The organism is Serratia sp. Z4, assembly GCF_009900725.1.
GTDB classification, from domain to species: domain Bacteria; phylum Pseudomonadota; class Gammaproteobacteria; order Enterobacterales; family Enterobacteriaceae; genus Serratia; species Serratia nematodiphila.
The window spans coordinates 552,139-572,366 of record NZ_JAAABD010000001.1; the positions used below are offsets into that span (position 1 = coordinate 552,139).

Consider the following 20,228-nt stretch of genomic DNA (forward strand, 5'->3'; position numbering starts at 1 on the left):
GCTTGATAACTTAGAACGAGAAACACGAACAGCCGAACGCGCCCCAGAAGGCATTCTCGTCCGACACCGGGATGCTGGAACGGCGCGCGATGTCATGCTGGTGTGCGTGCACGCCGCACGGGCCGCAGCATTGATGCGCCTGGCTCACTACCCCGACGTGGGCCGCCGCCGGCGGCGGTGCTGAGCGATAATGGCCCGGCACCTGGGTGACCGGCGACCACTTCGGCAGCACCGGCAGCGGCGGCGGCGCCAGCGGCGAGAAGCTGCCGGCGGCGTAGACCACTTTGCCGTCCACCACCGTCATCACCGACTCGATGCCTTTGATCTGCTCTTCCGGCACGCTGAAATAGTCCTGCGACAGCACCGCCAAATCCGCCAGTTGGCCGACCTTGATCTGGCCTTTCTTGCCCTGCTCGGTGGAGAACCAGGCGCTGCCTTGCGTCCACAGCATCAGCGCCGTTTCTCGATCCAGCCGCGCGCTGTCGTCGTACATCGCCATGCCGCCGACGGTGCGGCCGGAGACCAGCCAGTACAGCGCCGTCCACGGGTTGTAGCTGGCGACGCGGGTGGCGTCGGTGCCCAGCCCGACCGGCAGCTCGGCCGCCAGCATTTTCGCCACCGGCGGCGTATGTTTGGTGGCTTCGATGCCGTAACGGTCGGCGAAATACTCCCCCTGGAACGCCATGCGGTGCTGCACCGCAATGCCGCCGCCCAGCGCCTTGACGCGCTCGATATTGCGCTCGGTAATGGTTTCGGCGTGGTCGAACAGCCAGTGCAGGCCGTTGAACGGAATATCGCGGTTCACCTTCTCGAACACGTCCAGCATGCGGCTGATGGATTCGTCATAGGTGGCGTGCAGGCGGAACGGCCAGCGGTGCTCGACCAGATGGCGAACCACTCGCTCCAGTTCGTCTTCGGTGCCCGGCGGCAGATCCGGGCGCGGCTGCAGGAAGTCTTCGAAGTCGGCGGCGGAAAACACCAGCATCTCGCCGGCGCCGTTGTGGCGATAGAAGTCGGTGCCCTGGCCCGGTTTGAGCATATCGGTCCACAGCTCGAAGTCTTCCAGCTCCTGTTTAGGCCGCTGGGTGAACAGGTTATAGGCGATGCGGATGGTCAGCTGCTTTTTCTCGTGCAGCTCGGCGATCACCTGATAATCTTCCGGGTAGTTCTGGAAGCCGCCGCCGGCGTCGATGGCGCTGGTGAGGCCGAGGCGGTTCAGCTCACGCATGAACTGGCGGGTGGAGTTGACCTGCTGCTCCAGCGGCAGCTTCGGCCCTTTCGCCAGCGTGGCGTACAGGATCATGGCGTTGGGTTTGGCGATCAGCATACCGGTCGGGTTGCCGTTGGCGTCGCGCTGGATCTCGCCGCCCGGCGGGTTCGGCGTGTCTTTGGTGTAGCCGACCACCTTCAACGCCGCGCGGTTGAGCAGCGCGCGATCGTAGAGATGCAGAATAAATACCGGCGTGTCCGGCGCCGCCTGGTTGATTTCGTCCAGCGTCGGCATGCGGCGCTCGGCGAACTGGAATTCGGTCCAGCCGCCGACCACCCGCACCCATTGCGGGCTCGGGGTGCGCAGCGCCTGTTCTTTCAACATGCGCAGCGCGTCGGCCAGCGAGGGCACGCCTTCCCAGCGCAGCTCCAGGTTATAGTTCAGGCCGCCGCGGATCAGGTGCAGGTGCGAGTCGTTCAGGCCAGGAATGGCGGTGTGGCCGTGCAGATCGATCACCTGGGTTTCCGGCCCGGCGTGCTGCATGACTTCGCTTTCGCTGCCGACCGCCAGAAACTTGCCGTCGCGGATGGCGACCGCTTGCGCGGTGGGGTGTTGGCGGTCAACGGTGTGAAACTTGCCGTTGGTGATGATCAATGAAGCGTGGTGGTTCATAACATTCTCCCGGCGAACCGCCTAACGGCGGGTCAGCCATTGATGAAAAACGCGAGTCACGATAGGCATCCACAGGTACACCACCAGGGCGACCACGGTGGCGTCATTGAGAAAATGGCCGAGCAGCGAGCCGTCCAGCTGCGGCAGCACCCGTCCCCAAAACCAGGGCACCAGATTGGTGGATGGAAAGATCACCAGCAGGGTGATGATGAATTGCTTCCACTGGGGCGGCTGGCGCACGCTGGGGTTGGGCGGGGTAAACCAGAACTCTGCGCCGGGGCGGATCTCGATATGGTCGTTCTCCAGCAACAGCGGAGTGACTTCTTCGATGTATTGCTTGCGCTGCGGCGAGTTGAGCCAGCGGTAGAGATTGTCGAGATTATCGAAGCGGACCAGCACCGTATAGGCCTGTTCGTCGCCGGAAGGGCGAATCACGTTGACGCCTAAATGGCCGGTGAAGCCCGCGGCGTCGGGCATGATGCGGTTCAGCCAGGCCTCATAGGCCTGTTCGTTCCCCGGCGCCAAACGGTGGGTGATCACCAGCGTGACATGCTGCGGATGGGCCATAAAACCGACTCCTGAAAATACCCCGGCGCGAGGCCGGGGCAAGGGGAATTATTTCACCGTGCGGGCCGGTGCGTGGTGCACCATGGTGTAAGCGTAGTCGACGCCCATGCCGTACGCGCCGCTGTGTTCGCGCACCAGCGCCATCACCGCGTCGTAGGTATCTTTGCGCGCCCAGTCGCGTTGGTACTCCAGCAGCACCTGCTGCCAGGTCACCGGTACGGCGCCGGCCTGCACCATGCGGTCAATCGAACGTTCGTGCGCATCGACGGAGGTGCCGCCGGAGGTGTCGGTCACCACATACACTTCATAGCCGGCTTCCAGCGCCATCAGCGCCGGGAAAGTCAGGCACACCTCGGTCCACAGCGCGGAGATCACCAGCTTTTTACGGCCGGTGGCTTCCACGGCTTTAACGAAGGCCGCGTCTTCCCAAGAGTTCATCGAGGTGCGTTCAATCGGGGTGATTTCAGGGTGTACCGCCAGCAGTTCCGGCCAGATATAGCCGCTGAAGCTTTCGGTTTCGACCGAGGTGAAAAGGGTGGGAACGTTGAAAATCTTGCCTGCCTTCGCCAAACCAACAACGTTGTTTTTCAGTTGCTGACGATCAATATTAGCCACGCCGAAGGCCATTTGTGGTTGATGATCGATAAAAATCAGTGCGGAATTGTCTTTATCAAGCAGTTGAAACTTGGACATAATTTACCTTCCCAGTGATATTTCGGTTGAACATCTGATGAGTGTAACGCCGATAAAACCCATGGTAGGCAGAGGGCGATTTCAAAGATACCGCAGAATTTTTGCCGACTTGTTGAGTTTTTTTATACACGGGAGAAAGCATGAGATTAAACCTGGAAGCGCTGCTGATTTTGGACGCGCTGGACCGGCACGGATCTTTCGCCGCCGCGGCCGCCGCACTGTTTAAAACCCCTTCGGCACTGAGCTATATGGTGCAAAAGCTGGAGAACGATCTCGACATCACCCTGCTCGATCGCTCCGGGCATCGGGCGAAGTTCACCGATACCGGCAAGTTGATGCTGGAAAAGGGGCGGGTGCTGCTGCGGGCGGCGCAGGATCTGGAGCAGCAGGCGCGCTATGTCGAAAACGGCTGGGAAAGCGAAATCACGCTCGGGATTGACGCCTCTTTCCCGTTTGCCCGCCTGTTGCCGCTGATCGACGAGTTCTATCGGCAGCATCACCATACCCGGCTGCGTTTCAGCCACGAAGTGCTGGCCGGCTCCTGGGAGTCGCTGGTCTACGGTTGCGCCGACATTATCATCGGCGCCATCTGCGAGCCGCCGTCACGGGTGGGCTATGCGTTCAGCAGGCTGGGGCAGCTGGATTACGTGTTCGCCGTCGCGCCGCAGCATCCGCTGGCGGCATTGCCGGAACCCTTGCCGAAGGACGAAATCCGTCAGCACCGGGCGGTGGTGGTGCGCGACACTTCGCGCGTCAAAGCGCCGCAGAGCCTGAATCTGCTGGAAGAGCAGGATACGCTGACGGTCTTCGGTTTCGACGCCAAGCTGCAGGCGCAGCTGGCCGGGCTGGGCTGCGGCTATCTGCCGCGTTCTTTGGCGGAACCTTACCTGAACAGCGGCGAACTGGTGGCGAAACGCGTTGAATCGGAACGCTGCAGCGACATCGCCTATTTCGGTTGGCGGGAAAGCGCCAGCGGCCTGGCGGCCAAATGGTGGCGCGAACGGCTGCAGCGCTACGCGGACGACGGCGAGGCCTACCCGGCGGCGCAGTGAGGGCCGCTCGATAAGGATAAATCCCCCAATAAGGACATCGGGAATGAAAAAGACACTAAGCCTGTTGGCGTTGTTGCTGCTGAGCGGCTGCGGCGCCGGGCGTGAGGCCGGCATACCGTTGCCGCAGGCCCCGGCACTGGCCGCAACGCAGCTCAGTTACCCGGAGCGGGTGCATAACGCGGTGAGCCGCGAGCTGCGCTTGCCGGAACATGCGCACGGTCAGCGTTGTACCCTCGCTATCCGTTTGCAGCCGGACGGCAAGCTGGCGAGCAGCAAGATCGTAAGAGGCGATGCGCCCCTGTGCGCAGCGGCGAGCGCTGCGGTGCAGCGCGCGCAGCTTCCGCCGATGGCCAGCGCTACCGAATACGCGCTGTTCAACGCCGTGGTGCTCGATTTCGTTCCCTGAAGGGATATGACCGACGGGCCGTCTGCGCGGCCAATGCTTGTCAGTTAGCGTTTTTTTGAAGTACTCGTGACGTTTTCGGTCGATAAATGAGAGGTGCATCATGAGGCTCCTGCACCTCGACCGAGCCAGGGGCCGAAAGGCGCGGCCCCTGGCAATCCGCGCCTTTGCCCTATCAGACGGTTGGCTTTGCCAACGTTACTCAGCCCATCCCTGGGCCTCGCCCCTTCGGGGCCGCTGCAAGCAGCGTTCAAATCTGCTCCAGGCAGATTTGTCCTCGCTCCGCCATACCGCATTGAGGCCGGTTGCGACAGGCGTCCCTGCCTGTCTCACCTGAAACCGCCGTCCATGGCGGTTTCGCCTAATGCGCTATGCCTGCGTTCGGCGTCTTCAAGGGCGTCCAATACCGTGCTCATCTCCGATTCGTCTTCTTTGCGATATATGGGTTGCCCGGTAGCTGCCAGCTCGGGTGTTGACCTTTGGCGCGCATCACCGGCTGCCGAGCAAGACAGCGTTGTCAGGGGCAACCGGCCAGGGAAGGCCGGTTGAGGCGAGACTAACAGGGACGTTTGTCGTAGCCGACCCGCCCGACAATGCAGACGCGGCGAGGGCATCCGCACAGCGGACAGACGGTGTTAAGCGAAGGCGCGGGTGGAGGGGCCGCGCCTTCGGCCCCTCCAATTGCCGTTCATTGTAGTAACACAGAAATGCGGAACATTTACGGCAATTCAGGCTACACAAAACACACAAAGATGGGATAAAAAATGCCAGTCAGGTTTAACTGACTGATATTACCGCCTGCGCGGCCCGTTTTTTCGCTTTGCCGCGTACGCAACCCGCTGAATTTTCACTTAGCTTTGCCATTTTCGTTATTTTGAACGTCACTGCGGCTCACCGATACTGGGGGAAAATCCCCAACCGCGAGCCGCAGCATGTCCCACGCCCACTATTTGCACCCTGAACAACGCGACCGGATCCGGCGGCTTCATCGGCGCTGGCACTGGCGGCTGGAGTTGCCCACCTGGGGGATCATGGCGGCGGTGTACGGCGGCTGGTTTGGCGTGGCGCATTATTGGCAGGCGCTGGGCCCGTGGCTTGGCGCGCCGCTGCTGATCCTGCTGACCACCGGGTATATGTCGCTGCAACACGAGCTGATCCACGGCCATCCGACGCGCTGGCCGCGCGTCAATCAGCTGTTCGGCTTGTTGCCGCTGGCGGTGTGGTATCCCTACGGGCTGTATCGGGATTCGCATCTGCGCCACCACCGCAACGACCACCTGACCGATCCGCATGAAGATCCCGAAAGTTACTACTTCAGCGCCGCGCAGTGGCGGCGTTATCCCCGCCTGCTGCCGTTGTTGGCCGCGGTGCGCAATACGCTGATCGGCCGGGTGCTCCTCGGCCCGGCGCTGGATATCGTCACCACGCTGTTCGGCGCAGTGAAGACGCTTGCAGCGGGCGATCTGCGCGCCTGGGCGATGTGGCTGGCGCATCTGTCGCTGTTGGCGGTGCTGCTGCACTGGCTGCAGATGCAGGGCATCGGCGCGGCGTTTTACCTGTTGGCCATCAGCTACCCGGCGCTGGCGCTGACCAAGGTAAGATCGTTTTTTGAGCATCGCGCCGTGGACGCACCGCAGGCACGTTCTATTATTAATGAGGCGGGCTGGCCGTGGCGGCTGCTGTTTCTCAATCTGAACTACCATTTAGTGCATCACGATTTGCCCGGCTTGCCCTGGTATGGCCTGCGCGAAGTCTATCTGGCGGAACGCGAGGCGTATCAGCGCCGCAGCCAGGGATTCGTCGCGCAGGGTTATGGCGAGTGGCTGCGCGATTACGCGCTGACGCCGATTGACGTCGGCGTGCATCCGCTGAGCGCCGGCGAACGGCGGGAGGAACGCGATGTCCTGCCGAAGAAAAAACTTATTGCGCGCTGGAAGCGCGTTTCTCAGGATTTTCCAACCGAACTGGCCCATGAGCCGGAAAACATATAACCAGAGGAAAAGTATGGCAATCACCTTATCACGCGGACGTTCCTTTGCCGTCGCGCTGGCTCTGCTGGCCGTCGGCGGTCTGGCACAGGCGGCCGACTCGGTGCGCGTCGGCTCCAAGATCGATACCGAAGGTTCGCTGCTCGGCAACATCATCGTGCAGGTGCTGGAAGCCAACGGCATCAAAACCACCAACAAGCTGCAGCTCGGCACCACCAAGGTGCTGCGTGGCGCCATCACTTCCGGCGAGATCGACATCTACCCGGAATACACCGGCAACGGCGCGTTTTTCTTCTCCGATGAGAAAGACCCGGCGTGGAAGAACGCCCAGGCCGGCTTCGAGAAGGTGAAGCAGCTCGACTACGACAAAAACAAAATCGTCTGGCTCGATGCGGCGCCGGCCAACAACACCTGGGCCATCGCCATTCGTCAGGACGTGGCGGACGCCAACCATCTCAAAACGCTGGCGGATCTCGGCAAGTGGATCAACGGCGGCGGCAAGTTCAAGCTGGCGGCCTCGGCGGAATTTATCGAGCGGCCGGATGCGCTGCCGGCGTTCCAGAATGCCTACGGCTTCAAGCTGAATCAGGATCAGCTGCTGTCCCTGGCTGGCGGCGATACGGCGGTGACCATCAAGGCGGCGGCGGAGCAGACCTCCGGCGTCAACGCGGCGATGGCCTACGGCACCGATGGCCCGGTGGCGGCGCTGGGGCTGCAGACGCTGGCGGATCCGAAAGGCGTACAGCCGATCTACGCGCCGGCGCCGATCGTGCGCGAAGCGGCGCTGAAGGCGCACGCCAATCTGCCTGAGCTGCTGAAGCCGGTGTTCGCCTCGCTGGACGGGCCGACGCTGCAAAAACTCAACGCGCAGATCGCTGTGGAAGGCCAGGACGCCAAACAGGTGGCGGCCGCTTACCTGAAAGAGAAAGGGTTTGTTAAGGGATAATGCCGAGGTGCCCCCTTTGCCGTCGGGAGAGGGGGTAAACCGAGGGAGCCGGAGCGTTTCTTTGACTATCGCCGTAAAACATCGCGTCTTGTTGACGCTGTTCATGCTGTTGCTGCTGGCCGCGTTCGGCCTGCCGTTCCTCAGTTATGCCCCCAATCGCCTGTTGTCGGGCAAAAGCCTCTCCTTGTTCTCCCTGCTGCACGGCCCGGCGCTGTGGCTGCTGTTGCCGCTGGCGGCATTGGCGATCCTCAGCCTGTTGCCGCCGACGCGGGGGCGGGCGCTGCTGGCGGCGTTGGCCGCCTGCGGGGTGCTGACGCTGGCGTTCTGGATCAGCGGGCAGGCCGCCGGGCGTCTGGCGCAGGAGGGATCGCGCCTGGCACGCACTTCCTGGGGCAGCGGCTGCTGGTTGACGATGGCGCTGAGCCTGCTGATCGCCGCCGACGCCATGGCGCGTCTCACCGCGTCGCACCTGCGGCGGATGCTCGGCAACGCGCTGGTGCTGGTGCCGCCGGCGCTGCTGCTGTTCGGCCATCAGCTCGATCAGCTGTCGCTGCTGAAGGAGTACCATAATCGGCAGGAGGTGTTTGACGCCGCGCTGTTGCAGCACCTGACCATTCTGCTGGCGACGATGGCGCCGGCGCTGGCGATCGGTGTGCCGCTCGGGGTGCTGTGTTTTCGTTCCGAGCGCTGGCAGCGGCCGATCTTCTCCGTGTTGAACATTATCCAGACCGTGCCGTCGATCGCGCTGTTCGGCCTGCTGATCGCGCCGCTGGCGGGGTTGGCGGTGGCGGTGCCCTGGCTGGCGGAACACGGCGTCAGCGGTATCGGCATGGCGCCGGCGATCGTGGCGCTGGTGCTGTACGCGCTGTTGCCGCTGGTGCGCAGCGTGGTGGCGGGGCTGCAAAGCGTGCCGGCCGGCGTGATTGAGTCCGCCACCGGCATGGGGCTGACGCGCGGGCAGATCTTCCTGCGCGTGCAGCTGCCGTTGGCGCTGCCGCTGTTCCTGACCGGCGTGCGCATTCTGGCGGTGCAGACCGTCGGCATGGCGGTGGTGGCGGCGCTGATCGGCGCCGGCGGTTTTGGCGCCATCGTATTTCAGGGGCTGCTCAGCAGCGCGCTGGATCTGGTTCTGCTGGGGGTGATCCCGGTGGTCATGATGGCGGTCATCGTCGATTCGCTGTTTAAATTTTGGGTTTCAATCCTGGACGTATCGCGCCGATGATTCACTTTGAGCAAGTCAGCAAAATTTTTCAGGGCAAGCCGGCGGTGGACGATCTCACGCTGCACATCGCCGAGGGCGAATTCACCGTGTTGATCGGCACCTCGGGTTCCGGTAAGTCCACGACGTTAAAAATGATCAATCGCCTGATCGAACACGATCGGGGCAAGATTCTCTTTGCCGGCGAAGAGATCCAGTCGTTCAAACCGCAGGATCTGCGGCGGCGCATGGGCTATGCGATCCAATCGATCGGCCTGTTTCCGCACTGGACGGTGGAGGAGAACATCGCCACCGTGCCGCAGCTGCTGAAATGGCCGCGCGCGCGCATTCGCGATCGGGTGACCGAACTGTTGGAGCTGCTGCATCTGGAGCCGGATCTGTTTCGCCGTCGCTATCCGCACCAGCTGTCCGGCGGGCAGCAGCAGCGGGTGGGGGTGGCGCGCGCACTGGCTGCCGATCCCGAGGTGTTGCTGATGGATGAACCGTTCGGCGCGCTGGATCCGGTCACCCGCGCGGCGCTGCAGGCGGAGATCGCGCGCATCCATCAGCTCTCCGGCCGCACTATCGTGCTGGTGACGCACGACATCGACGAAGCGCTGGGCCTGGCGGATCGTCTGGTGCTGCTCGATCAGGGGCGGGTGGTGCAGCAGGGCACGCCGCTGACGCTGTTGACCGCCCCGGCCAACGATTTCGTGCGTGATTTCTTCGGGCGCAGCGATCGCGGCATCAAGCTGCTGTCGCTGGGGACGGTGGCGGAGCGGGTGCGGCCCGGTGTCGCCGGGGGCGAGCCGATCGCCGCCGCCATGAGCCTGCGCGAGGCGCTGTCGGTGTTCGTGGCGCGCGGAAGCGACTGCCTGCCGGTGGTGGATGAACGGGGCGAAGCGTTGGGGGTGTTGCACTTCAACGATCTGATCGCCGGGCAGGCGCTGTCATGAGCGGGCGCATCGGGCGCCTGCTGCGCGATCCTTTGCCCTGGACGCTGGCGCTGCTGTTGGCGCTGGTGTTCGGTATGGATCATCTGCGCGGCCTGTTCGCCGCCTGGTTCCCCGATCTGGAGCGGCCCATTTATCAGCAGGACAGCTTTATCGCGCTGGTGGGGGCGCACCTGTCGCTGGTGGCGATCTCCAGCCTGATTGCGGTGGCTCTCGGCGTGGCGGCGGGCGTCGCCGTGACCCGACGCGGCGGCCGGGAGTTTCGTTCGCTGCTGGAAACGGTGGTGGCGGTGGGGCAGACCTTCCCGCCGGTGGCGGTGTTGGCGGTGGCGGTGCCGGTGATGGGCTTCAGCGAGCAGCCGGCGATCATCGCGCTGGTGCTGTACGGCCTGCTGCCGATCCTGCAGGGCACGCTGGCGGGCATCGAATCGGTGCCGCCCGCCACGCGCGAGATCGCCCGCGGCGTGGGGATGAGCGCCTGGCAAATTCTGTGGCGGGTTGAACTGCCGCTGGCGGCGCCGGTGATCGTCGCCGGGATCCGCACCTCGGTGATCATCAACATCGGCACGGCGGCCATCGCTTCCACCGTCGGCACCAAGACGCTCGGCTCGCCGATCATTATCGGCCTGAGCGGGTTTAACACCGCCTATGTGATCCAGGGCGCGGCGGTTGTGGCGTTGTTGGCTATTATCACCGATATGCTGTTCGAACGTTGGGTGCGTTATCTCACCGCCTGGCGTCAGCAGACGCTGGCGGCCACTCCGGCGGGGTAAGGGGGAAATGATGCAGGTGTCTCTACCGATGTACGGCGTTGGCCGGGAGCAGGCCGAATCCTTCTGGCAGGTGTTGCGCGACAAGCTGCTGCGGCTGGGGCTGCCGGCGGCGCCGGAACGGCTCAGCTGGCCGGACGATTTGGCGCAGCACTGGCGACGCGAGGATCTCTTGCTCAGCCAAACCTGCGGTTATCCGTTGGTCAGCAGCCTGCCGCAGGTGCAGCTGATCGGAACCTATCATTATCGGGTGGAAGGGTGCGACGGGCCGAATTACCGCAGCTGGCTGGTGGTGCGCGCGGACGATCCCGGCGAGCGGCTGGCGGATTTTCGCGGCCGGACGGCGGCGTATAACAGCACCGATTCCCAGTCCGGCTACAACGGCCTGCGCGCGCTGATCGCGCCGCTGGCGCAGGACGGGAAATTCTTCGGTGCGGCTATCGCCTCCGGCGCGCATTACCAGTCGCTGAAACTGATCCGCAGCGGGCAGGCGGATATCGCCGCCATCGATTCGATCAGCATGGAACTGCTGCGCCGCGCGCAACCGCAGGCGCTGGAGGGGTTAAAAATCATCGGCCGCACGGCGGCGGTGCCGGGCCTGCCGTTGATCACCGCAGCCGGCACGCCGCCGGAACAGGTGGAAATCCTGCGCGCCGGCGCCCGAGCGATGCTGGATGAGGCGGTCAGCGACCGCCTGCTGATCGGCGATTTTAGCCTGGTGCCGCGTTCGGCCTACCAGATTATCACCGTGCTGGAACAGCAGGCCGCCGCGCAGGGCGTGACGGCGCTCTAGCCGCCGTTACAGCAGGCCGCCGCCGTCGATGTCGATCACGCTGCCGGTGACGAAGCCGTTCTCCATCGCCAGCAGATAACCCGCCGCGACGTCGGCCGCCTGCCCGACCCTGCCGACCGGCAGGCTGACGCTAACCCGTTCGAACAGCGCCTGACGCTGTGCGGCGCTCATGCCGTCGTAGGCTTCGGTGGCGGTGATACCGGGGCTGACCACGTTCACCCGCCGCGGCGCCAGCTCCTTCGCCAGCTGTTTGCCGACCGCTTCCAGCGCGGCGTTGATGGCGGTTTTGACCAACTGACCGTTGAGGTATTTACGCGACAGCTGGCCGGAGGTCAGGGTGATCGAGCCCTGCGGCGCCAGCGTCGGCAGTGCTGCCTGCACCGCGCGCAAACTTCCCCAGAATTTGACGTTGAAGTCGGCCTGCGCCTGTTCAAGGGCGGTCTCCGCCAGCGGCTTCGCGTCCACCAACGGCCCGGCGGTGATCACCAAATGGTCGAAAGCGCCGACGGCGGCGAACAGCGCGCGCAGCGACGCGTCATCGGTCAGATCGGCCTGCATCAGGCGCAGCGCGTCGTTTTTCTCCCCGGCGTGGGGAAGGCGGCGCGAAGCCAGCACCACTTCAGCGCCGCGCGCCGCCGCTGCGTAGGCCACCGCGGCGCCAATGCCGCTGGTGCCGCCCAGGATCACCAGCTTTTGTCGTTTCAGGGGGGAGTCAGGAATCGTCATGTTAAGGCCTCTTTTTAGGTAAGTTTCAACGGGATCTATCTTTCCTGATTGAAAATGAGGAAAAAAGCCCGCCTAATAGCAAACACTTGTAAATTAATATTAATAATTGATTGGGCTAAAAAGAGAGGGAGCAGATGACCTCATTTGTCGATCTCGAGGTGTTTGTCCGCACGGTGGACGGCGGCAGTTTTTCCGCCGCGGCGCGCGCGCTGGATATCACTCCGGCGGCGGCCAGCATTGCGGTGAAAAGGCTGGAGCAGCAGTTGGGCGCGCGGCTGCTGGTGCGCTCCACCCGCAGCCTGAGGTTAACGGAGGAGGGGGCGCGCTATCTCGACAGCGCGCGCCTGGCGCTGGGGGCGTTGGCCGAAGGAGAGCAGGCGATCCGCGAGAAGCATCAGGGGCTGTCCGGAGTGCTGCAGATTTCCGCGCCGTCGGATTTCGGCCGCAATCTGCTGCTCGGCTGGCTGGATGAGTTCCGCCTGCAGCATCCCCACATTCAGCTGCAGCTTCTGATCAACGATCGGCAGGCGGATCTGTTCCGCGAACCGGTGGATGTGGCGTTGCGCTTCGGGCCGCTGGCCGACTCTTCGCTGGTGGCGCTGCCGATCCTGCCGCAGCATCGGCGGCTGATCTGCGCCAGCCCGGATTATCTGCGGCGGCATGGCGCGCCGCAAGCGCCGGCCGATCTGGTTCGGCACAGCATTCTGGTGTATCAGCCCAGCGGCAAACGGCAGGTGGAATGGCGGCTGTGGCGCGGTGAGGAGCTGGTCGAGCTGCCGCTGAACGGCAGCTATTTTACCGATGACGGTGAGGTCGCGCGGCGCTGGGCGCTGGCCGGGCACGGCGTGGTGCGCAAGTCGGCGATCGACGTGGCGGCGGATATTCGCGCCGGGCGGTTGGTGCAGCTGTTGCCGGAATGGCGCAGCGACGCGGTGCCGATCAATTTGGTCTGCCCGCATCGTTCGCAGGTGTCGGAGCGCGTCAGGCAACTGCAGCGCTTTTTACAGCAGCGCTGCCAGCGCTGGATGGACGATCACTTGGCCTGAAGGGTTTCGGTTTGCGCCGGCGTAGCGGCGGTATCCCCGGCAGGCGCGCTTTCTTCGTGCGGGGTGGTGGAACGGGTGTAGATGTTCAGCCCGGCGAGGAATACGCCGCCCAGAGAACCGAAGGCGCACAGGGCGATGACGATGACGAACGCTTTTTTCAGCATAGGAATAATTTCGCAGGTTGCTTGGAACAGCGGGAATTATAGCCCCTTCGCCGGGTGAAACAAGAATCGTTTTTAACGGCGGCCCGCAGACCGCCCTTTGTGATCATCGCCGTTCGCAGTCGATGGCCTGCACGTTGGCCGGGCGGGCGAACAGGTATTTTCCCAGCGTCACCAGCACCACCGCCGCCACGATGATCACCAGCGCCAGCCACTCGCGCGGCGCCAGCGATTCGCCGGCAAAACCGATGCCGAGCAGCACCGCCACCACCGGATTGACGTAGGCGTAACTGGTGGCGACCGCCGGGCGCACGTTCTTCAACAAGAACATATAGGCGCTGATCGCCAGCATCGAACCGAAGACGATCAGATAGCCCAGCGCCAGAAAGCCGCCGGTGCTCGGCATCTGAGTGAGGCGCTCGCCGCTCAGCTGGCTGGCTGCCAATAACACCACGCCGGCGACCAGCATCTCCGCCGCGCCGGCCATCGGCCCGGCCGGCAGCGAGATGCGCGATCCCAACACCGATCCGAAGGCCCAGCTGGCCGAAGCCAGCAAAATCAGCAGCGCGCCGGTCGGGTTGCCCACCAGGTTGTTGCCGGTGTTGAGCAGCACGATGCCCACCAACCCGAGCGCGATGCCGGCCCATTCCAGTTTGGTGTTGCGCATGCCCCACAGCAGGCTGAAGCAGAGGGTGAACAGCGGCACCGTCGCCACCATCACCGCGGCAATGCCGGAGGGCACATGTTGGTGTTCCGCCACCGTCACCAGGCCGTTGCCCACCGCCAGCAGCAGAATGCCGATGGCGCCGGCGGCCAGCCACTGCTTCAGCGTCGGCAGGGCGTGGCCGCGCCAGGCCAGGAAACTGAACAGCACGATACCGGCTGTCAGAAAGCGAATGCCGGCCATCATCAGCGGCGGCCACTGCGCGACGCCGAGGCGAATGACGAAATAGGTGGAACCCCAAACGATATATAACGTGAACAACGCCCCGATCAACGGCAGGACGCTACGGCTTTGTTGGCTAAGCATAGGATTGTATTTTGCGGGAATGATTATTATTAGAACGCTCAGTAAACCCGATCGGGCAACCGATAAGCAATGGCCTGCGGCATTATTTTTCCGGCGGCTGAAAGCCGTTCAATGGCCTTGCTGTTTCCACTGCAGCCAGCTGACGGCCGGCAGGTAAATCGACCAGCCGACGGCCAGCAGCAGCAGCATGAACTCGGGCGGCACGCCGGGCAGCAGGGCGTCCAGCTTCCAGGACACGGCGTAGGCGAAGGGGCCGACGGCGGCGCCCAACACCGCCAGCGGCCAGGGGGCCGCTCTGACCACGTCCAGCAACCAATACCACCAGCAGCCGAAGCCGATCCACAGCGCGATGGTCCAGAGCGGCAGGCCGTGTTGCCCGCTGTAGTGCAGCACGCCGCTGTAGCTCCACAGCCCATCCATGCCGATACCGCCCAGGGCGGCCAGGGCCGCGCCTTTGCGGCGGGCTGCAGGGGTAAAGATCAGCGCCAGCGCCGCGCCGGCCAGCAGTATGCCGTTGAGCCGATCGCGAGTCAGCAGCGCCAGCAGCCAGCAAACGCCCAGTCCCAGCGTCGCCAGCCAGAATCCGGCATGCGGCTTCTTCATCGTTCAACTCCCGTGGGGTTACTCTGCCGCTGCGCCAAGCGCCGACGGATTTGCCAGAGCGGGCGCGAGGCCCGCTGTTTGCCTGAATGTTCGTTAGTTCAACCTTAGAAGGGAAGGTGCGGGGTGCACAAGCAGAATAATCTGTACCGGTTGAAAACGTGGGCAAAAACCGGTGTTACAGGCGGGAAATCCGGTAGGCGCAGCGGCGCGAGCCGGCCAGAATGTGTTCGGCGCGCTCCACCTGCGCCTGCAGCACTTCGGTGAAGATGCTTAATTCCGCCCGGCAGAAGCCCTGGCAGACGGTGGCGGCGGCGCAGATCGGGCAGTGGTTTTCCACCAGCAGATAGGAACCGTCCTCCTCCTGGCGCCATTCGGCCATATACCCTTCGCGGCAGCGGATCTCGGTCAGGCGCGCCACGCGTTCGCGCAGCTCGGTGGCGCCGATCATCGCCTGCTTGTAGTTGATGCGGTTTTCCTGCTCGCGGGTCTCGATCAGCACGTCGATCGCTTGTTCGCCCAACTTGTCGCGCACGGTGCGCAGCAGCTGCACCGTCAGATCCGCATGGGTATCGGGAAAGCGCGCGTTCCCGGCAGAGGTCAAATGCCACAGCTGCACCGGGCGGCCCACGCCGCGCGTTTCCGCCACCGCTTCGACTAACCCCTCTTTCGCCAGCTTGACGAACTGCTGGCGGGCCGCCTCACCGGTGGTGCCGAGCACTTTTCCTGCGTCAGAAGCTAGCTGCGGGCCGCGGGTTTTCAATAACGTCAGCAAGCGGTCACTGACCGATTGTGCGGTGCCGCCGCTATTTTCCAAGTTTATTCTTGACATATTTCTCCGCCTCGCCCTAACTTATTCCAAGATAACTCTTGTTAAATTTAACGCAATCTTATGACCAACTCAATGCCATTCCTCTGAAAACAGGACGACAACCGTGATAACCCATGACGACAGCCGCTGGAGCGACCTTTTCTCCGGCAAAAATGCGGCCAGTGCGATCGCGCTTTCGCTCGGCGTGGCGCTGCATGCCATCAATATTCTGGTCGCCACCACCATTCTGCCCTCGGTGGTGCAGGATATCGGCGGGCTGGATCTCTATGCCTGGAACACTACGCTGTTCGTGGTGGCGTCGATCCTCGGCTCCGCGTTGTCTGCCCGCTTGCTCAGCGGTTACGGCGCGCGTAGCGCCTATCTGGTGGCTTCGCTGTTCTTTATCGTCGGGGCGGCGCTGTGCGCGCTGGCGCCGAGCATGCCGGTGATGCTGATCGGCCGCACGGTGCAGGGCTTCGGCGGCGGGCTGATCTTTGCGCTCTCCTACGCGATGATCAACCTGGTGTTCGAGCAGCGATTGTGGCCGCGCGCCATGGCGCTTATCTCGGCGATGTGGGGCATCGCCACCCTGGTGGGGCCGGCAGTGGGCGGCATTTTTGCCGAGCTGCACGCCTGGCGTTGGGCCTTCGGCATTCTGCTGCCGATCATGGCGCTGTACGCTGCGTTTACCTTCCTGATCCTGCCCAAAGGCAAGGCGCAGCAGGCGGCCGCGCCGTTGCCGACTGCGCAACTGCTGTTGCTGACCGTGGCGGTGCTGGTGGTGTCCGCCGGCAGCCTGGCGCACAGCGTCTGGATCAATCTGGCGGGCATCGCGCTTTCGCTGGTGCTGATGGCCTGGCTGATGAAGCGCGAGGCGCACGCACGCGCGCGCCTGTTGCCGCATGGCTCGCTGCGGCGCGGCTCATCGCTGGCGGCGCTCTATATTACGGTCTCGTTGCTGGTGATCGGCATGACCAGCGAAATCTTCGTGCCCTATTTCCTGCAGCTGTTGCACGGCCAGTCGCCGCTGATCTCCGGCTATATCGCCGCCACCATGGCCGCCGGTTGGACGTTGTCCGAAATCCTCAGCTCCGGCTGGCGCGGGGCGGGCATTCGCCGGGCGATCGTCAGCGGGCCGCTGTTCGTGCTGGTGGGCCTGCTGGCGCTGGCGATCCTGATGCCGACGCCCTCCGGCGGTGACTGGCAGGCGCTGACGCCGATCGTTATCGCATTGTCGCTGGTAGGGTTCGGCATCGGCTTCGGTTGGCCGCATCTGCTGACGCGCATTTTGCAGGTGGCGCCTGAAGCGGACAAAGATATCGCCGGCGCTTCAATTACCACGGTGCAGCTGTTCGCCACCGCATTCGGCGCGGCGCTGGCCGGGATGATCGCCAATCTGGCGGGGCTGAACGATCCGGGCGGCGCGGCGGGCGCGGCATCGGCGGCGCGTTGGCTGTTCCTGGCGTTCGCGCTGGCGCCGCTGCTGGCGGTATTCAGCGCCTGGCGCTGCGCCGCGATCGCGCCGCCGGTCGCAGAGACGGGCAATTTTGTACAAACTCCGCCCTCGCGCGAGTGCTAGAACGCTTCTCCTCATTCGGCGATGTTTGCGGTGATCCTGGCGTTCTTCCTGCGCGATATTTTTTAAAATCCGCTTGCTATATCTCTAATTTGAGATTATTTCTCTTATATGGGATTTTCAAGCGGAGTGTGAGCGGTGGATAACGGTTTGGAGACTGCCGACCTGAGGTTGGCGCAGCGGCTGGCGGATTTGCGCCAGCAGCGGGCGTGGTCGCTGGAGGAATTGGCGCAGCGCACCGGTCTTAGCCGGGCGACGCTCTCGCGGGTGGAGCGTGCCGAGACCAGCCCGACGGCGTCGTTGCTGAACCGGCTGTGCGCCGCCTACGGGTTGACCATGTCGCGCCTGTTGAGCGAAATCGAAGACGAGCCGCCGGAGCTGCTGCGGCCGCAGCAGCAACCGGTTTGGGTCGATCGCGCCAGCGGTTTTCACCGTCGCTCCGTTTCCCCACCCGCCGCGCTGTATAAGGCCGAGTTTATCGAAGCCCGGCTTGATGCCGGCGCGCAGATCGATTACGACCTGCCGTCGATTCCGGCGCTGGAACATCACCTCTGGTTGCTGTCCGGGCAGTTGGAATTGACCCTGGAAGGGCGCGTTTTCCGGCTGTCGGCCGGCGACTGCCTGCGCTACCGCCTGTTCGGCGCCTCCCGTTTCCATGTCCCCGGCGATGAGCCGGCTCATTACACGCTCGTTATCTGTAGGCCATAGCCATGATTGAATTGCAACAGTGGGATGCCGCTGCGGCGCAAAGCGCCATTGCCGACTTGGCCGAGATGCTGCACGCCAGCGTGGCGCACGGCGCCAGCATCGGTTTTGTCATGCCCTTTACGCAGGAACAGGCGCAGGCATTTTGGCAGGGGGTGCTGCCGGCTCTGGCGCGGGGAGAGCGTGCGATGCTGGTGGCGCTCGCGAACGGCCGACCGGTCGGCACCGTGCAACTGCTGCTGGCGATGCCGGACAACGGCCGCCACCGCGCGGAAGTGGTCAAGCTGATGGTGCACCCGCAGGCGCGGCGGCAGGGCGTTGCCCGGCTGTTGATGCAGGAAGTGCAGGCGCTGGCGGCGCGTCATCGCCGCAGCCTGTTGGTGCTGGACACCCTGAGCGGCAGCGCGGCGCAGGGGCTGTACCGCCAATTGGGGTTCGAGGCGGCGGGCGACATCCCGCAATACGCCCGCGCCAGCGACGGCGGGGCGTTGGAGGCCACCTGCTATATGTACAAACTGCTGTGAGGCTTAGCGCCCGCGCCAGGCCTTGAGCGCCTGTTGGCGCACCTGCAGCTTCTGTTGCGGCGTCAGCTTGTTGTAGTCGCGAGCCAGGCCGCTCTCCCAATCGCCGTACAGCGGGTTGGGCAGCACGATGAATTCGGTGCCGAATTTGTTCTGGTTCTCGCTGACAAACGCTCGGCGCTGCGCATTATCCTGGTGGTAGGTCGCGGCGCCGAAGTCGTTCAGGTTGTCGCCCGCGTACACCACGATGTCATAGCCGGCTTGTTTGATGGCGTCGAAGCGCGCCTGCTTATTGGACGTGTCGGTACTGAGCAAGACGGTTTTTTCCGACATGCCGGTGAAACCGAGCTTCTGCATGTTGGCCACCGTGGCGGCGTATTCGCTCTGCTTGCGGTTCGAGACGTAGAACATCGTCCCCTGGTGGGCGTTAACGTAGCGGGCGAACGACACTGCCCCCGGCACCGCGCCGGCCTGTTCGGCCTGCGTCCATTGGGCCCAGGTGGCGCTATCATACGGCTGGCCCTGCTGCGCCTGCCAGGCGGAGTAGGCACTGTTGTCCAGCATGGTTTCATCCAGATCGACCACCACCGCCTTTTTGCGGCCCGGCGCGGCCCTGGCCCGATCGAAGGCGCGTTGCGCGCTGTTGAACGCTTGGTGGGCCAGCGCCTGGTATTCACCGGACTGTTGGAACCAGTTCACCGCCAGCACCGACTGATCCGCCAGCCGCTGCTGGGCCTGGGCGTCGGTGTGCGGCGGCTGCGCGCAACCGGCCAACGCCAGCAGCGCGACGCCAACCGCCGCGCCGAGGGTGAGTTTCCTTGCCTGTTTTCCTGCCATCGTTATCTCTCTCGGTTTTATTTTTGTGGGCTGTCCAGCAGCATATCCATCTCGAACTGGCGCAGGGGATCCTGCCGCCAGCCAAGATGCGTAAAGAAGGGGGCGGCCACCTCGGGCACAAAAACGTTGGCGGTCAGCGGCAAAGGGGCGAACTGCGCTTGCAGGGCGGCCAGCAAGGCGCGGGCATGCCCCTGGCCGCGGTGCTGCGGCGGCACGTAGATCAGGCGCAGCCAGCAGTGCTCGGCGCCGGGCATCACCACGGCGTAGGCCTGACGATTGAGCGTATAGGCTTGCGGTGTGCCTGGCAGCTTGAACAGCGATTCGGGAGCGATCAACCAGGGCAGATCGGTGGCGCCTTCCGCCGTCAGGCGATGGCTGACGGTCAGCGGATCGACCGCCTGCAGCGCCGCCGTGCCTGGCGGCACTTCCGCCGGCGCCTGATGGCCGGTCAGGGTGCGCACGATGCGCAGCCCGGCGCGGTGGTACAGCGCCAGCGCGGCGTCGTTGCCTTCGATCACCTCCAGCGACAGCCGCCGATCGCCGCGCTGGCGGGCATCCGCCACCAGCCGCTGCATCAGCGCCTTGCCCAGCCCCTGGCCGCGCATCTCCGGGCGCACGGAAAAGGCCGCCACCCGGCTGTGCCGGCCGCGGCGGGCGATCAGCGCCACCGCCACCGGTTCATGGCGGTGGGTGACGATCAGGCTGTCGTTCAGGCTGAGGTCTTCGGCGCTGAAGCGGGCGGCGAAGGTCGGCCCGTCGAGCACGAAACGCACGATGTAGTTTTCAAAACAGTGGTTGAGGATGTTGGCCAGTTCGTCGCTGCTGTAGCGCAAGGCGTTGTGGTAGTCGAAGCGTCCGTCGTTATGCATGGCTGATTCCGCTCGGGGGAAAGCTATACATGTAGACCCGTTTGTTTTGCAAGGCAAGCGGAGGGATTCGCCGGCGGGGAAAATAAAAACAAAAAAGCCGG

General features: G+C 63.9%; 22 protein-coding genes. 12 read left to right on the forward strand and 10 right to left on the reverse strand.

From position 1 onward, the window contains the following. Nucleotides 1-10: 10 nt before the first annotated feature. The 3 genes from GT753_RS02770 to GT753_RS02780 are packed head-to-tail and all read right to left on the reverse strand — an operon-like array spanning nt 11 to nt 3,142. Nucleotides 11-1,882, reverse strand: coding sequence for an amidohydrolase (locus GT753_RS02770; RefSeq protein WP_160125240.1), 1,872 nt, complete (start codon nt 1,880-1,882; stop codon nt 11-13). Nucleotides 1,883-1,903: 21 nt separating this feature from the next. Next, on the reverse strand, nt 1,904-2,449 hold the full coding sequence (locus GT753_RS02775; RefSeq protein ID WP_004939393.1) for an antibiotic biosynthesis monooxygenase: 546 nt from the start codon (nt 2,447-2,449) through the stop codon (nt 1,904-1,906). 48 nt (nt 2,450-2,497) lie between these two features. Beyond that, complete coding sequence (locus GT753_RS02780) at nt 2,498-3,142, reverse strand: hydrolase (RefSeq protein ID WP_004939390.1); 645 nt, start codon at nt 3,140-3,142, stop codon at nt 2,498-2,500. A 140-nt stretch (nt 3,143-3,282) separates the two neighbouring features. Between GT753_RS02780 and GT753_RS02785 the strand changes: the two genes are divergently transcribed. From GT753_RS02785 to GT753_RS02820, 8 genes are all read left to right on the forward strand, one after another. Next, nucleotides 3,283-4,194 carry a LysR substrate-binding domain-containing protein gene (locus GT753_RS02785; RefSeq protein ID WP_160125241.1) on the forward strand — a complete coding sequence of 304 codons (912 nt, stop codon included), beginning with the start codon at nt 3,283-3,285 and terminating at the stop codon, nt 4,192-4,194. A gap of 43 nt (nt 4,195-4,237) precedes the next feature. Continuing rightward, nucleotides 4,238-4,600, forward strand: a complete 363-nt coding sequence (locus GT753_RS02790; RefSeq protein ID WP_075684837.1) for a cell envelope integrity TolA C-terminal domain-containing protein — start codon at nt 4,238-4,240, stop codon at nt 4,598-4,600. Nucleotides 4,601-5,529: 929 nt separating this feature from the next. Then, nucleotides 5,530-6,588 (forward strand): fatty acid desaturase, encoded by a 1,059-nt coding sequence (locus tag GT753_RS02795; RefSeq protein ID WP_160125242.1) that lies wholly within the window; start codon nt 5,530-5,532, stop codon nt 6,586-6,588. Between the two features lie 13 nt (nt 6,589-6,601). Continuing rightward, nucleotides 6,602-7,531, forward strand: a complete 930-nt coding sequence (locus GT753_RS02800; protein WP_160125243.1) for an ABC transporter substrate-binding protein — start codon at nt 6,602-6,604, stop codon at nt 7,529-7,531. Between the two features lie 61 nt (nt 7,532-7,592). Then, nucleotides 7,593-8,753 carry an ABC transporter permease gene (locus GT753_RS02805; RefSeq protein WP_015377121.1) on the forward strand — a complete coding sequence of 387 codons (1,161 nt, stop codon included), beginning with the start codon at nt 7,593-7,595 and terminating at the stop codon, nt 8,751-8,753. Continuing rightward, nucleotides 8,750-9,685: an ABC transporter ATP-binding protein gene (locus tag GT753_RS02810; protein WP_016928556.1), complete on the forward strand. Its 936-nt coding sequence runs from the start codon at nt 8,750-8,752 to the stop codon at nt 9,683-9,685. The genes GT753_RS02805 and GT753_RS02810 overlap by 4 nt, the downstream gene beginning before the upstream one ends. Beyond that, entirely contained in the window at nt 9,682-10,455 is a 774-nt protein-coding gene (locus GT753_RS02815; RefSeq protein ID WP_160125244.1) for an ABC transporter permease, read from the forward strand. Before GT753_RS02810 ends, GT753_RS02815 begins: the two co-directional genes overlap by 4 nt. 28 nt (nt 10,456-10,483) lie before the next feature. Further along, entirely contained in the window at nt 10,484-11,245 is a 762-nt protein-coding gene (locus GT753_RS02820) for a phosphate/phosphite/phosphonate ABC transporter substrate-binding protein (protein WP_080497480.1), read from the forward strand. A gap of 6 nt (nt 11,246-11,251) precedes the next feature. Here GT753_RS02820 and GT753_RS02825 read toward each other — a convergent pair whose 3' ends face one another. Then, nucleotides 11,252-11,971, reverse strand: coding sequence for an SDR family oxidoreductase (locus GT753_RS02825; protein WP_160125245.1), 720 nt, complete (start codon nt 11,969-11,971; stop codon nt 11,252-11,254). 134 nt (nt 11,972-12,105) lie between these two features. Here GT753_RS02825 and GT753_RS02830 point away from each other — a divergent pair, with 134 nt between their 5' ends. Beyond that, entirely contained in the window at nt 12,106-13,017 is a 912-nt protein-coding gene (locus GT753_RS02830; protein WP_160125246.1) for a LysR family transcriptional regulator, read from the forward strand. Here GT753_RS02830 and GT753_RS25670 read toward each other — a convergent pair. The 4 genes from GT753_RS25670 to GT753_RS02845 form a co-directional block, all read right to left on the reverse strand. After that, entirely contained in the window at nt 13,005-13,181 is a 177-nt protein-coding gene (locus tag GT753_RS25670; RefSeq protein WP_004939348.1) for a hypothetical protein, read from the reverse strand. The two genes, GT753_RS02830 and GT753_RS25670, sit on opposite strands and share 13 nt — an antisense overlap. Nucleotides 13,182-13,284: 103 nt before the next feature. Beyond that, the gene (gene yedA, locus GT753_RS02835; RefSeq protein WP_015377127.1) at nt 13,285-14,208 is read right to left on the reverse strand and encodes a drug/metabolite exporter YedA; all 924 of its coding nucleotides are present in this window, start codon (nt 14,206-14,208) and stop codon (nt 13,285-13,287) included. A 108-nt stretch (nt 14,209-14,316) separates the two neighbouring features. Further along, nucleotides 14,317-14,811 (reverse strand): DUF2878 domain-containing protein, encoded by a 495-nt coding sequence (locus tag GT753_RS02840; protein WP_015377128.1) that lies wholly within the window; start codon nt 14,809-14,811, stop codon nt 14,317-14,319. Nucleotides 14,812-14,986: 175 nt separating this feature from the next. Continuing rightward, nucleotides 14,987-15,640: a metalloregulator ArsR/SmtB family transcription factor gene (locus tag GT753_RS02845; RefSeq protein ID WP_160125247.1), complete on the reverse strand. Its 654-nt coding sequence runs from the start codon at nt 15,638-15,640 to the stop codon at nt 14,987-14,989. A 103-nt stretch (nt 15,641-15,743) separates the two neighbouring features. Between GT753_RS02845 and GT753_RS02850 the strand changes: the two genes are divergently transcribed. From GT753_RS02850 to GT753_RS02860, 3 genes are all read left to right on the forward strand, one after another. Then, on the forward strand, nt 15,744-17,198 hold the full coding sequence (locus GT753_RS02850; RefSeq protein WP_021503927.1) for an MFS transporter: 1,455 nt from the start codon (nt 15,744-15,746) through the stop codon (nt 17,196-17,198). Between the two features lie 135 nt (nt 17,199-17,333). After that, nucleotides 17,334-17,903: a helix-turn-helix domain-containing protein gene (locus tag GT753_RS02855; protein WP_015377131.1), complete on the forward strand. Its 570-nt coding sequence runs from the start codon at nt 17,334-17,336 to the stop codon at nt 17,901-17,903. 2 nt (nt 17,904-17,905) lie between these two features. Next, nucleotides 17,906-18,424, forward strand: a complete 519-nt coding sequence (locus GT753_RS02860) for a GNAT family N-acetyltransferase (protein WP_004939331.1) — start codon at nt 17,906-17,908, stop codon at nt 18,422-18,424. Nucleotides 18,425-18,427: 3 nt separating this feature from the next. On the opposite strand, the gene GT753_RS02865 is transcribed toward GT753_RS02860, so the two are convergent. Both GT753_RS02865 and GT753_RS02870 read right to left on the reverse strand, forming a co-directional pair. Then, a complete protein-coding gene (locus GT753_RS02865; RefSeq protein ID WP_088381383.1) occupies nt 18,428-19,258 on the reverse strand; it encodes a 5'-nucleotidase, lipoprotein e(P4) family in 831 nt (276 codons plus the stop codon). Nucleotides 19,259-19,275: 17 nt separating this feature from the next. Next, the gene (locus tag GT753_RS02870; RefSeq protein WP_021503925.1) at nt 19,276-20,127 is read right to left on the reverse strand and encodes a GNAT family N-acetyltransferase; all 852 of its coding nucleotides are present in this window, start codon (nt 20,125-20,127) and stop codon (nt 19,276-19,278) included. Nucleotides 20,128-20,228: the final 101 nt, after the last annotated feature.

Coding starts and splice junctions, on each gene's coding strand:
- GT753_RS02770 (WP_160125240.1), bottom strand. CDS start 1,882: ATGAACCACCACGCTTCATTGATCATCACCAACGGCAAGTTTCACACC.
- GT753_RS02775 (WP_004939393.1), bottom strand. CDS start 2,449: ATGGCCCATCCGCAGCATGTCACGCTGGTGATCACCCACCGTTTGGCG.
- GT753_RS02780 (WP_004939390.1), bottom strand. CDS start 3,142: ATGTCCAAGTTTCAACTGCTTGATAAAGACAATTCCGCACTGATTTTT.
- GT753_RS02785 (WP_160125241.1), top strand. CDS start 3,283: ATGAGATTAAACCTGGAAGCGCTGCTGATTTTGGACGCGCTGGACCGG.
- GT753_RS02790 (WP_075684837.1), top strand. CDS start 4,238: ATGAAAAAGACACTAAGCCTGTTGGCGTTGTTGCTGCTGAGCGGCTGC.
- GT753_RS02795 (WP_160125242.1), top strand. CDS start 5,530: ATGTCCCACGCCCACTATTTGCACCCTGAACAACGCGACCGGATCCGG.
- GT753_RS02800 (WP_160125243.1), top strand. CDS start 6,602: ATGGCAATCACCTTATCACGCGGACGTTCCTTTGCCGTCGCGCTGGCT.
- GT753_RS02810 (WP_016928556.1), top strand. CDS start 8,750: ATGATTCACTTTGAGCAAGTCAGCAAAATTTTTCAGGGCAAGCCGGCG.
- GT753_RS02815 (WP_160125244.1), top strand. CDS start 9,682: ATGAGCGGGCGCATCGGGCGCCTGCTGCGCGATCCTTTGCCCTGGACG.
- GT753_RS02820 (WP_080497480.1), top strand. CDS start 10,484: ATGTACGGCGTTGGCCGGGAGCAGGCCGAATCCTTCTGGCAGGTGTTG.
- GT753_RS02825 (WP_160125245.1), bottom strand. CDS start 11,971: ATGACGATTCCTGACTCCCCCCTGAAACGACAAAAGCTGGTGATCCTG.
- GT753_RS02830 (WP_160125246.1), top strand. CDS start 12,106: ATGACCTCATTTGTCGATCTCGAGGTGTTTGTCCGCACGGTGGACGGC.
- GT753_RS25670 (WP_004939348.1), bottom strand. CDS start 13,181: ATGCTGAAAAAAGCGTTCGTCATCGTCATCGCCCTGTGCGCCTTCGGT.
- yedA (WP_015377127.1), bottom strand. CDS start 14,208: ATGCTTAGCCAACAAAGCCGTAGCGTCCTGCCGTTGATCGGGGCGTTG.
- GT753_RS02840 (WP_015377128.1), bottom strand. CDS start 14,811: ATGAAGAAGCCGCATGCCGGATTCTGGCTGGCGACGCTGGGACTGGGC.
- GT753_RS02845 (WP_160125247.1), bottom strand. CDS start 15,640: ATGTCAAGAATAAACTTGGAAAATAGCGGCGGCACCGCACAATCGGTC.
- GT753_RS02860 (WP_004939331.1), top strand. CDS start 17,906: ATGATTGAATTGCAACAGTGGGATGCCGCTGCGGCGCAAAGCGCCATT.
- GT753_RS02865 (WP_088381383.1), bottom strand. CDS start 19,258: ATGGCAGGAAAACAGGCAAGGAAACTCACCCTCGGCGCGGCGGTTGGC.
- GT753_RS02870 (WP_021503925.1), bottom strand. CDS start 20,127: ATGCATAACGACGGACGCTTCGACTACCACAACGCCTTGCGCTACAGC.